Source organism: Chryseobacterium vaccae (genome assembly GCF_009602705.1).
Classification (GTDB): domain Bacteria; phylum Bacteroidota; class Bacteroidia; order Flavobacteriales; family Weeksellaceae; genus Chryseobacterium; species Chryseobacterium vaccae.
Genome location: NZ_VSWH01000001.1, coordinates 1,382,230 through 1,397,681 on the forward strand (window position 1 = coordinate 1,382,230; position 15,452 = coordinate 1,397,681).

Genomic DNA, 15,452 nt, shown 5'->3' on the forward strand with positions numbered 1-15,452 from the left:
ATCAACATGAATAAAAATATAAATTCAGACGTGGAGGAAAAAGCAAAAAGACGACCTGTCCAAAGTACAAAAAACACAACTTATTATAGGCCTGAAATTGTCTTTATCAGTACTTTTCCTCCTAAGGTGTGCGGTATTGCAACGTATTCCCAGGACCTGATAAAATCTCTTCAGCTAAAGTTCAGTGAATCATTTAAAATAATTATTTGCCCCATGGAAACTGAAGATGAGAATTATCAGTATCCGGAAAAGATAGAATACCGCTTAAATACATCCGATACGATTTCTTATTTGGAACTGGCGGATAAAATCAATAAAAATGACAATATCCAGCTTGTCATGCTTCAACACGAGTTCGGTTTTTTTAATGAATCCAAAAATGGATTATCTCTTTTTCTCCAGAATGTAAAGAAAGACATCATCATTACTTTTCACACCGTTCTGCCCAAACCCAATCAGGAATTAAAAGAAAAGGTAATGGAAATCAGCCGATTATGCAAATCTGTTATTGTGATGACCGGTATTTCAGCGGATATCCTGTCAAATGACTACGATATTCCTTTTGAGAAAATCATCATGATACCGCATGGAACCCATTTATTGCCGTTTATCGATAAAATTTCACTGAAAACAAAATACGGATTGAAGGATAAAAAAGTACTTTCAACATTCGGTTTACTGGGATCCGGAAAAAATATTGAAACAACGTTAAAAGCCCTGCCTGAAATTATCTCTCAAAATCCGGATGTGATGTTTCTGATCATTGGAAAAACACATCCCGGTATTGTAAAGAACGAAGGTGAAAAATATCGGGACTTTCTGCAGGAAACCATTAAAAAGCTCCATCTGGAAAAACATACTCTCTTCATCAACCAGTATTTGCCCTTAGATGAGTTACTGGATTATCTGCAGCTTACAAATATCTATCTTTTCACCTCAAAAGACAGACATCAGGCAGTAAGCGGTACCTTTTCCTATGCCATCAGCTGTGGATGTCCTATTATTTCTACCCCTATTCCGCATGCCCTGGAAGTATTGAAAGAAGACATGGGAATTATTATTGATTTTGAAACTCCTGAGCAGCTCTCTAGTGCTGTGAACAAATTACTGCAAAATGAAAATGCACAGGAAAAATTACGGTCAAAAAATTTAGAAAAAATGGCTCCGACAGCCTGGGAAAACTCTTCTGTTTCACATGCCTTACTATTTCAACAATACAGCCAGGATAAAATGACATTACATTATACCTTACCTACCATCAATCTAAGTCACATCAAAAACATGACAACAGATTTTGGAATGATTCAGTTTTCCAAAATCAACAAGCCTGATATAGACTCTGGCTATACTCTGGATGATAATGCCCGTGCCCTGATTGTGGCCTGCAGACATTATGAACTGAACAGAGATGAATCAGATCTTACCTTAATTTCAACTTATCTGAATGTCATCAAGTTTTGCCAGCAACCAGACGGAAGTTTCCTTAATTATGTGGACAGGCAAAAGAAATTTGCCCAACAGAATTATGAAACCAACCTTGAAGACTCTAACGGAAGGGCCATCTGGGCATTAGGCTATTTGCTTTCTATAAAAGAGATTTTACCACAGTTCTATTATGATGAAGCGGATTCTATCATTGAAAAAAGTCTTTCCTCTGTAGAAAAAATTCATTCCACCAGGGCAATGGCCTTTATTATAAAAGGATTACATTATCAGAACTCTGAAAACAATATTCCATTATTAAAAAAACTGGCCGACCGGCTGGTAAAAATGTATCAGCATGAAAAACATAGTGATTGGCATTGGTTTGAAAGTTACCTTACCTATGGCAACAGTTTACTGCCGGAAGCTTTATTATGTGCGTGGATTACCACCAAAGACGAAATTTATAAACAAATTGCGGATGAATCTTTCCGGTTTCTGCTTTCTAAAATATTTGCGGAAGGAAATATTAAAGTGATATCCAACAAAGGATGGCTGCAAAAAGAAATTATTAAAAATCCTGAAACAATTGGCGGAGAGCAGCCCATTGATGTTGCTTATACAATTCTGGCATTATCTACGTTCTACAAAGTTTTTAAGGATGAAAAATATTTACAGATGATGAAAGATGCCTTTAACTGGTTTCTGGGGAAGAATCATTTACATCAGATCATCTATAACCCTGCTACAGGAGGCTGCTATGATGGTCTTGAAGAAAAAAATGTTAATCTCAATCAGGGAGCAGAATCTACAGTAAGTTATCTCATGGCCAGACTCTGTTTTCCCCAATAGCAATTCTTAACGACTGCTGCCATCGGATATTTCTGATTAATCTGAAATTTGAAGAAGTACGTATTTAAGGTACTATCGTAATGAAAAGATAGATTAAAAATATAGCGATCAGTACAATTCCCTGCATGATATTGGTTCTGCCTGTTGCCAGTGAAACGGTAATAATAAAAAGTGATAATCCCAGAAGTATCGTGGATTTGATATCAATCCCTAATGACATTCTTATCCCGGTCATTACCGATATAATGGCAATGGCAGGAATGCTCAGGCCAATACTTGCTAAAGCAGAACCAAAAGCAAGATTTAAAGATGTCTGTATCTGATCACTTTTTGCAGCCCTGAATGCAGCCAATCCTTCCGGAAGGAGAACAATACCGGCAATAATAATACCTACCAGAGATCTTGGAGCACCAACAGAAACTACAATATGCTCAACATCCTTTGAAAGAAGCTTTGCCAGCAAAACCACTATTCCCAGGGATAAGGTCAATAATATACAGCTGATATACAATTGTCTTTGCGAAATCTTTTCTTGGCTATCCTTTACAGATTTGTTTGCAGACATCTTATTTTGCGGAGAAATGAAAAAACTCCGGTGCCTGAACGTCTGAATCATGGTAAACCCGAGATAAAGTCCCAAAGAAATCAAAGCTATAAAAAGCAGCTGAAAGGAGGTATATTCACCTCCGAGATGGCTTATTGTATAATTGGGCAGGATAAGCACAAAAATAATAACAGATGTAAGCGTTATTAGGGCCGTACTCACCCCCTGCAGTGTAAAGCTTTGTTCCCTATACCTTAGAGAGCCTATCACAATACAGCTCCCTATGATTCCGGTAAGGATAATCATCACTGCCGCAAAAACCGTATCTCTGGCAAGAGTGATGGTTTCTAAACCTTTGGCTCCCATCATGATGGAAATAATCAACCCAACCTCTATTACGGTAATGGCAAATGCCAGAAGTAAGGTTCCGAAGGGCTCTCCCAAACGATGGGCTATCACTTCGGAATGGTAAACTGCCGCAAGAACACTTCCCATTAGAAATAAAGCGAGAATCGCAGAGTAATACCCTGAAGAAAAAACAGAGTTTCCAAAATAAGAGAGCCACGCCAGAAAGGGAACTAAAAATGTCCACATCCCTAAATATTTTTTTGTATTCATAAAAACAGTACTAATTTTTTACAATTGAATTGTCCTTTAGAGAAAATCAAAAGGGTTTATATTTCCTTTTTTGAAAACAGCTTCGATTACCCGTTTGAAGCAGCTTAAAGACATTATATCAGAAAAATCAGATGGTAAAAAGAAGAAATAGGTCAGAACTTAAAGTTTTCAATTGGCAGCTCAATGCAGTTATGCAGCAAGGTACAAATTATCAATCACTTATTTAGAATTATATAGAAAACATTTTACACCGGAGCTTTTGTTTCAGAGCTAAAAATAATCCGGAAAATCTGCAAAAGTGTGATATGTGCAACATAAAAAAAGCAATCTGTAATACAATAGATTATAAAACACCCAACTTTGTATTGTAGCAATTAAGCTACATTAAAATCCACATTATGGACACCAACCCTAATAAAAGTGACAAATCTTTCAAAATTCCAAAGGACTGGAATGTACAGTCAAAACAACTGAGAGAAAAATTTTCAACATTAACGGATTATGACCTGAAGCTTGAAGAAGGCAAGGAAAAAGAAATGCTTGAAAGAATTGGAAACAGACTCAGAAAAAACCGTGAAGAGGTTCTTAATATTATCAAAGAAATTAATCTTTCATAAATTGTTTCAGGAAAGTTAAAACCTATGAGAAAGGTATATTTATCAAAAAGTTTTAACTGAAAAAGGGATGGAAAATTAAACAGTTCTGTCCCTTTTATTTATAATATCCCCACTCTTTCACCTTTAACCGAACTGTGATGAATCATAAAGAACTTGAAAAATCAAAAGTATATATTACCCGCCAGATTGTAGGCTATATTTCAAATTCTGTTGTCAGCAGAACACTACTGGAAAAAATAACCGGCAATATCTGTGCACTTTCGTTTGATGACAAGGAAGGACTATCAGAAAAAATATCTCCTTTTGATGCTGCTGTGCAGATTATCGAGGGTAAAGCAGAAATCATTATAGACGGAGCATCTTATTTTTTAGAAGAAGGTGAATGCATTATAATTCCTGCCCATAAATCCCATTCGATAAAAGGAAATAAACGCTTTAAAATGATATTAACAATAATAAAAAGCGGCTATGAATAAAGTAGATACCATATCATTTCTAACAAAAAAGATATTAAAAAAAACGATTGAAATTCAAAAAGAATTTCCTGAATTGTATGATCTTTTAGACGAAACTCCGCTATTTTTTTCTTTTGCAGAGAAAAATATCACAATCAGAGATTTAAGACAATATCTTATTTCACTTATAATACAGAAAAAGTCGTTTGAAAAAGGGACTATCAAAAAATATGATTTACAATAAAACTCTAATGAAAAAGCTGAATAAACTTCCCAATAACAGATTGGGGATCAGAAATAAGAAAAACATTTTAAGAAGGACCTATTACTCTCAGTTTGTCGCATTGTTCTATATAAGAAATACCAGTATCACCCTGGAAAGAGATGTAACAGAAATTCTTCGGATGTTAAAGGAACTGCAGCATCTTAATAACAGATCCAGATTGATCTTTAGTACCCATTGCAGCTTAAGCAAACATAATCTGTGGCAGTCTGTTTTAGATGATCTGACTGACAACATAAAGTATATTAAAATACAGTTTGAATATACTCTGGAAAATATGATTAAAAAAAATAAAATCAATTCGTCTATATTCTGGAATCAAAACAAAATTTATACTGCTGAACTGGAAGAGGGCCATAAAAAACTGATCCGGCTTGCTGCTGAGATTTTACCGGAAGAAGAAAGGTTATCATGGAAAACAACCATCTGTAACTTTTATGATGAAATTTTTTCTTTGCTCATCCCACTTACAGCAATATGCAGACTTGAATCAGACTTTATTGAAAAACATTCTCTTAAAATCTTTAATACCATCAGCATGGATATTATTAAAGATATTCCGAAAAATTACACCTTAAAAAAAGCAAAGGAATACGAATATGAGTATTTGAAAGCATTAACAGATTACAGCCATGAATTCAGCAAAAAAAATAATTTCTGGGACAGCCTATTATATATACTTTCTGGCGGAATGTATCAATTACCCACAGAACGTACTATGTTTAAAAGATGGATCAACAGAAAAATGAAAAATAAACTTGTTCAGTCCCATCCAAACTAAATCTATCATCATATTAAATATTCTGCAGTGAAAACAATACACCTTTTTCGTTTTAAAGATTCCATTTTTTGTAAAATCCCTTTCTTCAAAGAAGAGCATAGGTTGAAAACTGATGTAACAGAATTCGATTTAATGAACATTGAAATAGTAACTGAGTATGTCGTTAAAACCCATGATGATTTTACTTTTGAGAACACATCCAGGAATGATCTTTTATCAATGTGCAGAAAAGCTCAAAAAACAATCGAACATTATTTTGTGATAGGGCTGGATAATTATGACATTATATGAAAAGATTACTTAACTACATTTAAAGGATTCTTAAAAGAAGATTTTGAATTAAAACCAGTTTTGTGCAGGATTTCAAGGGTGCTTACCTTACTTTCTGTATTATTTTTTTAAACTGCTGAGGTTCCGTGTAGCCGGAACAAAATGCCCTTCTTACACGAAACCCCTTTTAACAGTTATCTCTTTTTATGATTTTTACAGAATAATTATTCTACAACTTCTATATTGGTTATTTTACCATTTTTCCAAAGAGTAGTTACTTTGGCCTTAGTGCCGAGAACATTGGTAATATTGAAAATATATTTTGATCCGTCTTCCGTAAAGTAAGAAAGTTCCGCTTTATTACTCATCATGTTACTGGCAGTAAGAAAACCTTCCTGTGTTGCAATCTCATGAACATTTTTTCCGGTTTCAACATAAGGGGCAAAACCTTCCAGCAACCCAATGGCTTTATTTTCAGAATAAGAATCAAGGATACGCTGTACATCTTCAGGAATAGAATTTTTGCTTTTTGTTGCAGCCGGGTTCAGAACAGTATATTCTGTCTCGGAAGGAGTGGTAATTACAATTTTGTCGATGGTGGTATTTTCATCTACAAGATAATAAGCATCCTCGAATCCTGAATCTACATCATGCGTATAATACATAAGATCGTCTTCATACTTCAGTTCTTTATCTTTGCTGAAGGCTTTAAGAAAAATCATTTCCTTATTCGGGTTTTTCACCTCTAAATAGATATATTTCTTACCTTTTGGCGCCACTTTCACCATTTCGTCTTTAACCGCACGCAACACTTTTCCTTCCTCCAGTTTTATGATCGTTACAGGATTTTGTTCTACTTTAAATTCTTTGCCTATTTCTACATTGGTAGCCTCTTTTCCGCAAGATGTAGCAAGAAGCGTAAGGGAAAGAAGCGGGATTAAAAAAAACGAGTGTTTTCTCATAAGTTTAATGATTTTGAATTAATAGTATTAGTTGATATGATTATTAAAATTTTTCCTTTTTGAATGATTGACAATGCAATAATAGATGAAAGTGAAATATTAATTTTGATCAATGAACATTTGCCGGAGTTTTAAATACATTCGTTGAGATTTTAAACAAATTTGTCGGAACGACCGTTTTTATTATCAACAGAACTGTACTGTCTTCTGGTTTGGTATTATAATCAAAAAGCAACCTTTATTAAATCAGGCCACCCCTTTCTATAAATTTTCATTTTGGCACCAGAATCAAAGAATTATTTTCTTTTTGACTTGAACAAAAATACTATTTTTCACCATTATTCAATCATAAATAACAGAATTAAAGCACAAATCACATACATAAATACCCATAAGCACTTATTATGAATTAATCAAAAATAAATCAAATTATTTATGAAATATTTATCACCATTACTTTAATAGACTATTGAAAATTAAACCTATATTAAAGTGAAATCCCGTTAAAAAAAACGGGATCACCTATAGGGAACAAGACCAAAAATTCCAGCCATTTGATATTGGCTTTTTTTCGAACTATTTATTTTTTATCATTTGCTGTTTCCCCCTTCTTTGAAATTTCAGTTTTTTCGATGGTGTTCAGTGATAAAATATAAAGAATAACAATCCAGACAGCATTAGCTAATCCAAATAACATTAATATTATGTCTGTCGTTGATAAAATATTCATTTTTTACCGTTTAATTTTGTCTGAAACCATCTTCAACTTATTGAACTTTACATTTTAAAACCGCTGCTTAACCTGAACACGGATTCATTAAAAGACTGGAGGCTGGGAGAAGGAAGCTGGAAGTTAATTTTTAGTTATAATGGTTATTTTTCATGGTTTTTATAGCTTCTATCCCCCGGCTTCAAACCTGTTCCGTATCCCGGGCACTGCCGTTATACAGATCATCAGTTTAAAAATGGCCTGTTGCGATATAGAACATAAGCCAGCCCAGACAGCCGACTGCCAGCCTCCAGATCAGTTTTTTTAATAAATTATTTGATATTGCTTTTCCTGTTTCCAGGTGCCCGTCTGTATTTTCATTGGCCGTTCCCACTTTTTTTGAAAGTTTAGTTCCTGCCACTGCGCTTAATGACAATATATAAAGCACCGCAACCCAGGCTGCATTGGCAAATCCAAGAAACATTAATATCATGCCTATTATTGATAAAGTATCCATGTTTTATTAGTTTTAATTTTATTTTTTTTAATTATTTTAAACTCACTGAGCTTTGGATTTTAAATTATCTAATTATTAAAATTTTAAAACAAGCTCACAAGGATTGCTTTGCTTTTAGGCAGCTACTGTTCTCTTTTTTAAATGCAGCTTATAGCTCATGAAAGCACATGCTGATGAAACTGCTAAAGCAACCAATGCGATTAAAGCAACTGTTTTAGGATTCATTCCTGAGTATTTACCTGCTGCGATATCAGGAGCACTGAACCATACCGCAAGTGCCAGAATGGCTACTGCTATACTTAGTTTTGTTACCAGTTCTTTTTTCATAAATGCTGTAATTACCATTACAAAAGCCAGAACCGCTAACAAAATCCCTAATTTCCCTGTATATTCCACCTGCCATCTTGGAGGTGTTTTTGATATAATATCCAGATTTTCCTGAATCTGAGGATCATCTATCTTGGTAATGTCTACTCCTTGTTTCTTTAATTCATCAATTTCTTTTTGTGCATTATCTACCATAGCGTAGACCTGGTCTAGCTTTTGAGAATCTCCATCAGTTCCCATTCTATTTTCTATACCCTTAAATTGAAATACAGATAAAGCTCCGCCTATTATAAAGGCTAAAACCATAAAAATTAAAGTTAATACTCTCATAAAATTGTTGTTTAAATTGAATAATGGTTAATAATATTTTATGCTTTACTCAAGCACTTTTCAAAAATAAAGTAAAAGTTTTTTCAGGTTTCAGTGAATGAACATTCGTAAGGAATCCGAGGAAATTCGTTGAGCTTCCGAATTTGTGAATACTAAAATGGATGTACCTAATACTCGTAATTTTTTATTCATGCTCTCAGTTGTTACATCCGGATTCGTTTCCGGATGGTTATTAGTTTTTTATTTATTTTGTTGTGTAGACTACGGCTTTTTATGGTTTTACAGCTCGAATATACAGCATTGTTCATCGTGAATTTCAGCCAATGAATATTCGCCGGATATTAAAAAATATCTGATGGTTTTTACAGGAAATCTGTTTTCTAAAATTTAAAATCTCTGGTTACAGTTCAAAAGTTTGGCAAAGGTTGTCCAGAAGCATTAAAAACTCTTCTTTTTTCCGTACCGAAAGTGGTATAGCCGTTTTGTTTTTCATGATAATGGTATTCCCGCCATCGGCTTTAATAAAATGATCAAAGTAGGCCATATTAATTAAATGCGATTGGTGTGTTCTGAAGAAATTAAATGGGGTAAGCATGTTTTCATATTCCTTCAGATTGGTAGAAACCACCAGCTTTGGAGCATTGATGAAATAAAAGGTCGTATAGTTTTTATCCGACTCACAGTTGACAATATCCTGAATATTCACAGAATAGATCTTCTCAGCGGTTTTAAGGATCAGATTCTGGAGATTCTTCGGGCGCTCGAGATTGGCAAACAAATTACTGAGCTTCATATCAAAAATATCTTTGCTCAAAGATTCTTCTGCTTTTTTTACAGCTTCAATCAATTCGCCGGTATTGAGGGGTTTTAATAAATAATCAATAGCAGAAAAGCGGAAGGCTTTTATGGCAAAGTCTTCGTATCCTGTAATGAATATCACTTTAAAGGTAATGGGGCTTAGTTTTTGAAGCAGATCAAAACCGGTACCATCGGGCATTTCTATATCCAGAAAAACAATATCGGGTGACAGCTGTCTGATTATTTTTATTCCTGACTCCACTGAATCGGCCTGTCCGATGATACTGATATTCGGGCAGTTGTCCTTAATCAAAGTACCGTTCTTCTGTCTGATTTCTTCATTGTCATCAATTACGATGGCTCTTAACATGGTTGCGCTAGTTTTCACAAATATAAGGTATTTTAAACATAACTTTGGCTCCTTTCAGCTTTCCTTCCGAATCTACCCTGTTTTCTGATATAATTTCAAAATTTTTGTTTTGGGTATAATTCAGCAGTCGCTCTCTGGTAATTCTCATCGCCATTGATTTATGGCCAGGCTGCTTCTTTTCATCATTGAAGCCCAAACCATTATCCGTTATTTCAAAGAATAATTTTTCATGGTTTAACGAAAAAACAATTTCAATCATCCCTTTTTCATCCTTATTTCTCATCCCGTGTTTAATTGAATTTTCGATAAACGGCTGAGCAAGCATTGGAGGTATAAAAAAGGATTCCGTATCAGATATTTTTTCAACATTGATCCTGAAATCAAACTTGTCTTTGTACAGAAGTTGCTGTATGGATAGGTAATTTTCAATCATATCCACCTCTTCTTTCAGCGAAATATAATTCTCATTAGAATTTTCCAGGATCTGCCTTGTCAGTTTGGAAAAGCTATCCAGATAGGATACGGCAACCGTCTCTTTCTGGTTGATAATAAGACTTTGAATGTTATCTATTGAATTGAAAATAAAATGAGGGTTCATCTGGGAAAGCAAAAGCTTCTGCTTGATCCTGTCTCTTTCAAGAACTGTAATTTTCTGCTTCTGTCTGTTGTTCCGGTAATAAAAATAACCTCCAAGCACCATCAGCAACAAGGTTCCCGAAAGCGCGATTAACCAGTTATTCTTGGTTGCTTCCTTTTTTTCGGCCTCCAGTTTTAAATTTAGTTCTTTTTTCTCGTAGCTGTATTTAAGCTGTTGCTGTGCCAGTGCATTTTTAGACGCTTCGGTTTTGCTGGAATCGTTTAACTTCGCCTGAAATTCATAGATTTCCAGTGCTTTTTTGAAGTTATTGTTCTTTTTGAGAACTTTCAGCAATAAGTCTGAGGCGTTCTCCTGAAGCTGTAAATTTTTGATTTTTTTTCCTAAGAGAAAACCCTCCGATAAAAAGGACTCTGACTTGATAAAATCTTTTTGCCGGTAATAGAGATCCCCTAAATTAATATAGGCATTGGCTTTTGATAATTCGTCATCATTATTTTCCAAGGCTTGTTTCAGAAAAGTTTCGGCTTCCGGGTATTTCCCCTGCTCCATTTTTACCTGTGCAATTTTACTCAGACATATGCTGGAATAAGGGACATTGCTCACTTTCTTAAAATAAGCAAGTGCCTTATTAAAATAGTTGAGTGCTTCTTCATATCTTTTCGAAGACAGATAATATGTGCCGCAGTTTATCATTGCTTCACTCAGACGGTATTCATCTTCTCCCGCCAGTTTTTTCTTGGAATTAATATAATCAATGGTTTTTTTGGAATAGGCAATAGCTTTGTCATATATTTCCTGATCTCCGTACAGGGTTGCCAGTGTATTGTTGACATAGGAAATGCCGTCCTCATTCTCTTCAGGATCTTTCTCAAAATACTTTAATGCGGTGAACAGACATTGTATGGCTTTTTCCTTATCATTAATCTGGGAATAGAAAATTCCTTTGCCCACCAACACATAATTCATTTCGTAATATGCCCCTACGGATTTAAAGAGTGCCATACTTTTATCCAGGTAGAACACTGTTTTCACAGCATCTCTTTTCACGGTATACTGTCCGCCTAGGTTGGAATAATAGGCAGCCAGATATTTGGTATATTTTACATGCAGATCCTGTGGGTTTGTGTTTTTTAAGTTTTTTGAAGCCAACTTCCCCATCATTTCATTCAGTTCCTGTGCCCTTTTATCATTGGCAGGTATCTCGTCCATTACCGTGCCGATGCTTACCAGCTTGGTAGTATCATGTATTTTGGGATTCTGCAATACTTTTTTCAGAGAATCAATCGTTCTGTCCTGTGCAAAAGAACCAGAAGACATAAAAGACAGAAATGCAGTTACGGCTATTAGTTTAGTTTTATACATAAAGAAAGTGAAAGAATAAATTTCAGTCGCAAAAGTAAGTATTTTAGGCACTTTTACCTAGTCATATTTATTTTTCTCTGTCTTTATCTTATTTTTTTCTGTCTTTTTAAAGAAATATGTTAATCTCAGGTATACAACAGGCCGGATTTTTGTTATTTTGCACCCGGCTCTATCAACATAATACAATAAAATAAGAAAAATGGAAGAGATATATCTATACAAAGACGAATATGACAATGATTGTCAATTTCTCAGAAAAAAATATTATGAAAAGGTATCTTCTTTAATAACAGATTTTTTTGAAGAACCATTACCCGATAATGAATTTCATCAACGTTTTCTGAATGTACTCAATACTCTTGAAGATTATCATGACGTATACCACATCACAACCGAAATGCCTTTTTACTGGGCTATCTGCATCATTGAAGACAGATGGACCAATAATCATCTGATTAAAAACAAAACCAATGATGAGTATAGGGAATGGAGTAAAAAGTACCGCGCAGAAAACAATATTATCACATTTATTATAGAAGGAATTAATGAAGAAACCTATGTTTTCAACGATAATGAAGGTGGGAAAAGCCTATTTTTAAGGAAAAAATTTTATGAATTTGTAGATAATCTGGTTACTGATTTTTTTAAAAAGCCTTTTGAGTATAATGTGATGAATGCAAGACTTATTAATAATTTAAATGCTTTATTCGCTGATGGAAACTATAAAGATATTAACCGATTTATAGGTAACCCGCCTTATTGGGCGCTATCGATCATAGAAAATAAAGAAACAACCCATGTTCTGAGTGTAGAGCAGTTAAAACTATATCCGGAATTTCTTGAGGAGTTTTATCAGAAAAACGGGATCAGCTCTTTTGTTATTCCGGAGAAGAAATAAAAGATACTGGTTTAATGGAAATTTGATTATTTTTATAACTAAACTATAAACTAAAACCAAGTGAAAAATTTCACCTCTTTGAATATTACAACAATACCCGGCCACGTCTCATCAGTTACCCTATCTAAAGTAAGTTTTCTTAAAAAGTCCATAAGTACTAAGCTTTTTTCCATGAATTTCATTTTGGCAGTATGCCTTTTTACAGGCAATCTGTTATGGGCAATCCAACCCAATTTCACCACCAAGAATATAAAATTCAGCAGCGAAGGCGTATCGCTTTCCGGAACAATTTTTAAGCCTGATCATGTTTCAGCTGCAGTTGTCATTGTGCATGGGTCCGGGCAGGAAAAAAGAATGGTAGAATTTGCAACTCTTTTGGCTGAAACAGGCATTGCTGTTTTGACGTATGACAAACGGGGTGTTGGAGAATCCGGTGGGACCTATGCCGGGCCGGAAGTGGGAACCAATAATGTAGACGCTTTAAATCTTAACCTGCTTTCTTTAGATGCAAGTGCCGCTGTAAATACTTTATCCAAGGACTTACGAAACAATCGTATCAATATAGGTTTGATTGGCGGCAGCCAGGCTGGTTGGATCATACCTTTAGCTGCCAAAAAAAATAATAAGATCAAATTTATGACGATATTCAGTGGAGCATTGATTACGGTTAAGCAACAGCTCCGTTTTCAGTTTTACACCAATGGGAATTCTGGTTTCTGGGACACTCATACGGAAGAAGACGCCCGGAAACACATCATGACCGATCCCGACAGATACGAGTTTACAGACACCGATCCCTGCAATACTCTTGCTCAATTATCAGTTCCCGGACTATGGATTTTTGGAGGTAAGGATATACAAGTCCCAGTGAATCTATCCATTGAACAACTGAATGCATTAAAATCCCATAACAAGCGCTATGAATATAAATTATATCCGGCTTTAGGGCACAATACTGCATTTTCAAGCTCTAAAGAACCCGTTGAATATGCTGTCAGCTGGATAAAAAACAGAAAATTATCGAAATAGTATGGATAGCAGTCAATATAGTCCAAAATAACGTCTGGCTTAGCTCTACGAAGTCAGGAGACTTCGTAGGATGTTTAAGATTACTTTTATTTTATCCGCTCAAAGCCAGAAAACTTTGCGCAGCAAATATCGAGCAAAACAAAAAAACCGCATCTTTCAAAAGAAAATCCCAAATATTCCGTTTAATTCTTAAATTTGACTAATGCAAAAGAATCTTTATTTCATCATTATATTATTTTCTCTTAGCAGCTGCTATACTTATCAGGTAAAAAAACAAGCAGATCCGGCAGCCGATAATAAGCTGGAAGCTAAAAAGAATGCAGCTCTTGCCAATAATACTGCTGCAGAAATGAAAAGTGCACCAGCTGACCCTCTAAGTATAAACCCAAAACAAGCACAAACATCTATGCCGATGAATATTCAGGAGAGGCTTGTCCCTAATAAGAATTTTAAAATTGATGTTGATGGCAGATCCTATAAAATAATCGTTGACCGATGGGAAAGCGACAGCCTGGTAGCCCATCCTATTAATAGTCCTAAAAAAACACTGAAATTCCATAAGAACCAGATTAATGCAGAGAAAATTGCAGAAAAACGATTCTCGCAACCCATAGCTGATATTATTACGGTTGTTGCTTATACCGCAATTGGTGTTGGAGTATATCTGCTTGTCCGCTAATTTTTAAAGTTTTTCCGGTAATCACAGAAATATCACTTTTTGAAGTCTTCCGACTTTGGAACATGTTTTAAAAGAATTATTAATTATTTTTTCTCGCAGATTTTGCAGATGACGCAGATTTTTTTTTAGATGGCTGATAAAAATCTTAAGTGAACTTCTATTCCCAAAGTATTTAATCTTAGAATAACTCTTAAATGTAAAAATCTTTGTGCCTTTTGACTTCTTCGAACCTATGGTTTGTGGTTGAAAAGTATCGCCTCGGATACACGAATTTTTTAATATTTTTCACGGATTTCTATTTGTATGGATATTTTTCTGCCACGCAAAGTCTTAATTTCTTTGAGTAGAATCAACTCCGTTGATTCGATGAAGCGGTGATTTGCCTTTGGTTAATTTTTAAAATAATAGATTATGAATAGATTGTTGTTTAATTTAACACCAAAACAAAATCCATATCAAGAAGAACCCAATTCAGAATATGAGATTTGGGGTGAAATCATTCTTACAATCAACGATCAGTCAAAAACAATTGAAATATTAGGTCATCAATGGGATATTCTTGAAGTTTATGAATGGTTTCTAAAAAATAAATCTGCATTACTCACAGAAATATTCCCATTCTATTTTGAAGATGAAAAATGTATTGCAAATTGCAGAGATATTTTATACGAGAAGCATAATTTTAAAGATTTAAATGAAGAAATTGAGTATTATGATACAATTGAAAATTACTTCTCAAATCACCATTTTAAATTAAAAGGCACAGGTACCCCAATGTTATTTATAGGACTGAAAAATAATAGTGGAGAAGTATCGTGGTTTGACATTAAAAAGCAAGAGTATAGTTATTTCCCTTTTAATATGCAGGATTTCATTGAATCTACTGACCATGAATTCACAAAATTATTTAGCAGATGGCACAACAGTGATGAAGATAAAAGTTTAAAAGTTCTGGAAAGAATTAAAGAGATTGAGAATAGTAATGGTAATCATTTTTAATGACAGTGTCGCCCCACTATCGCACGAACCCT

Annotated in this window: 17 protein-coding genes; 10 read left to right on the forward strand and 7 right to left on the reverse strand. The window is 34.6% G+C overall.

Annotated features, from left to right (window positions below):
- Positions 1–6: 6 nt before the first annotated feature.
- The gene (locus FW768_RS06270; RefSeq protein WP_231128647.1) at positions 7–2,274 is read left to right on the forward strand and encodes a glycosyltransferase; all 2,268 of its coding nucleotides are present in this window, start codon (positions 7–9) and stop codon (positions 2,272–2,274) included.
- A gap of 64 nt (positions 2,275–2,338) precedes the next feature.
- Here FW768_RS06270 and FW768_RS06275 read toward each other — a convergent pair whose 3' ends face one another.
- Positions 2,339–3,436: a calcium:proton antiporter gene (locus tag FW768_RS06275; protein WP_153393759.1), complete on the reverse strand. Its 1,098-nt coding sequence runs from the start codon at positions 3,434–3,436 to the stop codon at positions 2,339–2,341.
- Positions 3,437–3,834: 398 nt separating this feature from the next.
- Here FW768_RS06275 and FW768_RS06280 point away from each other — a divergent pair, with 398 nt between their 5' ends.
- The 5 genes from FW768_RS06280 (at position 3,835) to FW768_RS23655 (ending at position 5,863) form a co-directional block, all read left to right on the forward strand.
- A complete protein-coding gene (locus FW768_RS06280) occupies positions 3,835–4,053 on the forward strand; it encodes a hypothetical protein (protein WP_153393761.1) in 219 nt (72 codons plus the stop codon).
- Positions 4,054–4,190: 137 nt separating this feature from the next.
- On the forward strand, positions 4,191–4,529 hold the full coding sequence (locus tag FW768_RS06285; protein WP_153393762.1) for a cupin domain-containing protein: 339 nt from the start codon (positions 4,191–4,193) through the stop codon (positions 4,527–4,529).
- Positions 4,522–4,752: a hypothetical protein gene (locus tag FW768_RS06290; protein ID WP_153393764.1), complete on the forward strand. Its 231-nt coding sequence runs from the start codon at positions 4,522–4,524 to the stop codon at positions 4,750–4,752. The genes FW768_RS06285 and FW768_RS06290 overlap by 8 nt, the downstream gene beginning before the upstream one ends.
- Positions 4,753–4,759: 7 nt before the next feature.
- The gene (locus FW768_RS06295) at positions 4,760–5,572 is read left to right on the forward strand and encodes a hypothetical protein (protein WP_153393766.1); all 813 of its coding nucleotides are present in this window, start codon (positions 4,760–4,762) and stop codon (positions 5,570–5,572) included.
- A 132-nt stretch (positions 5,573–5,704) separates the two neighbouring features.
- Entirely contained in the window at positions 5,705–5,863 is a 159-nt protein-coding gene (locus tag FW768_RS23655) for a hypothetical protein (protein WP_231128648.1), read from the forward strand.
- Positions 5,864–6,066: 203 nt separating this feature from the next.
- Here FW768_RS23655 and FW768_RS06305 read toward each other — a convergent pair whose 3' ends face one another.
- The 6 genes from FW768_RS06305 to FW768_RS06330 all read right to left on the reverse strand — a co-directional run bounded on the left by FW768_RS06305 (position 6,067) and on the right by FW768_RS06330 (position 11,866).
- On the reverse strand, positions 6,067–6,804 hold the full coding sequence (locus FW768_RS06305; RefSeq protein WP_153393770.1) for a hypothetical protein: 738 nt from the start codon (positions 6,802–6,804) through the stop codon (positions 6,067–6,069).
- A 580-nt stretch (positions 6,805–7,384) separates the two neighbouring features.
- Positions 7,385–7,534: a hypothetical protein gene (locus FW768_RS23660; RefSeq protein ID WP_153393772.1), complete on the reverse strand. Its 150-nt coding sequence runs from the start codon at positions 7,532–7,534 to the stop codon at positions 7,385–7,387.
- A gap of 229 nt (positions 7,535–7,763) precedes the next feature.
- Positions 7,764–8,030, reverse strand: coding sequence for a hypothetical protein (locus tag FW768_RS06315; RefSeq protein WP_153393774.1), 267 nt, complete (start codon positions 8,028–8,030; stop codon positions 7,764–7,766).
- A gap of 114 nt (positions 8,031–8,144) precedes the next feature.
- Positions 8,145–8,687: a hypothetical protein gene (locus FW768_RS06320; RefSeq protein ID WP_153393776.1), complete on the reverse strand. Its 543-nt coding sequence runs from the start codon at positions 8,685–8,687 to the stop codon at positions 8,145–8,147.
- A 400-nt stretch (positions 8,688–9,087) separates the two neighbouring features.
- The gene (locus tag FW768_RS06325; protein ID WP_153393778.1) at positions 9,088–9,873 is read right to left on the reverse strand and encodes a LytR/AlgR family response regulator transcription factor; all 786 of its coding nucleotides are present in this window, start codon (positions 9,871–9,873) and stop codon (positions 9,088–9,090) included.
- The gene (locus FW768_RS06330) at positions 9,863–11,866 is read right to left on the reverse strand and encodes a tetratricopeptide repeat-containing sensor histidine kinase (protein WP_153393780.1); all 2,004 of its coding nucleotides are present in this window, start codon (positions 11,864–11,866) and stop codon (positions 9,863–9,865) included. The genes FW768_RS06325 and FW768_RS06330 overlap by 11 nt, the downstream gene beginning before the upstream one ends.
- Before the next feature lie 148 nt (positions 11,867–12,014).
- Here FW768_RS06330 and FW768_RS06335 point away from each other — a divergent pair, with 148 nt between their 5' ends.
- The 4 genes from FW768_RS06335 (at position 12,015) to FW768_RS06350 (ending at position 15,420) form a co-directional block, all read left to right on the forward strand.
- Positions 12,015–12,713, forward strand: coding sequence for a hypothetical protein (locus tag FW768_RS06335; protein ID WP_153393782.1), 699 nt, complete (start codon positions 12,015–12,017; stop codon positions 12,711–12,713).
- A 171-nt stretch (positions 12,714–12,884) separates the two neighbouring features.
- Positions 12,885–13,742: an alpha/beta hydrolase family protein gene (locus tag FW768_RS06340; protein WP_153393784.1), complete on the forward strand. Its 858-nt coding sequence runs from the start codon at positions 12,885–12,887 to the stop codon at positions 13,740–13,742.
- Positions 13,743–13,944: 202 nt separating this feature from the next.
- Positions 13,945–14,421, forward strand: a complete 477-nt coding sequence (locus tag FW768_RS06345; protein ID WP_153393786.1) for a hypothetical protein — start codon at positions 13,945–13,947, stop codon at positions 14,419–14,421.
- Positions 14,422–14,832: 411 nt separating this feature from the next.
- Positions 14,833–15,420, forward strand: a complete 588-nt coding sequence (locus FW768_RS06350) for a hypothetical protein (protein ID WP_153393788.1) — start codon at positions 14,833–14,835, stop codon at positions 15,418–15,420.
- The last annotated feature ends 32 nt before the right edge of the window (positions 15,421–15,452 follow it).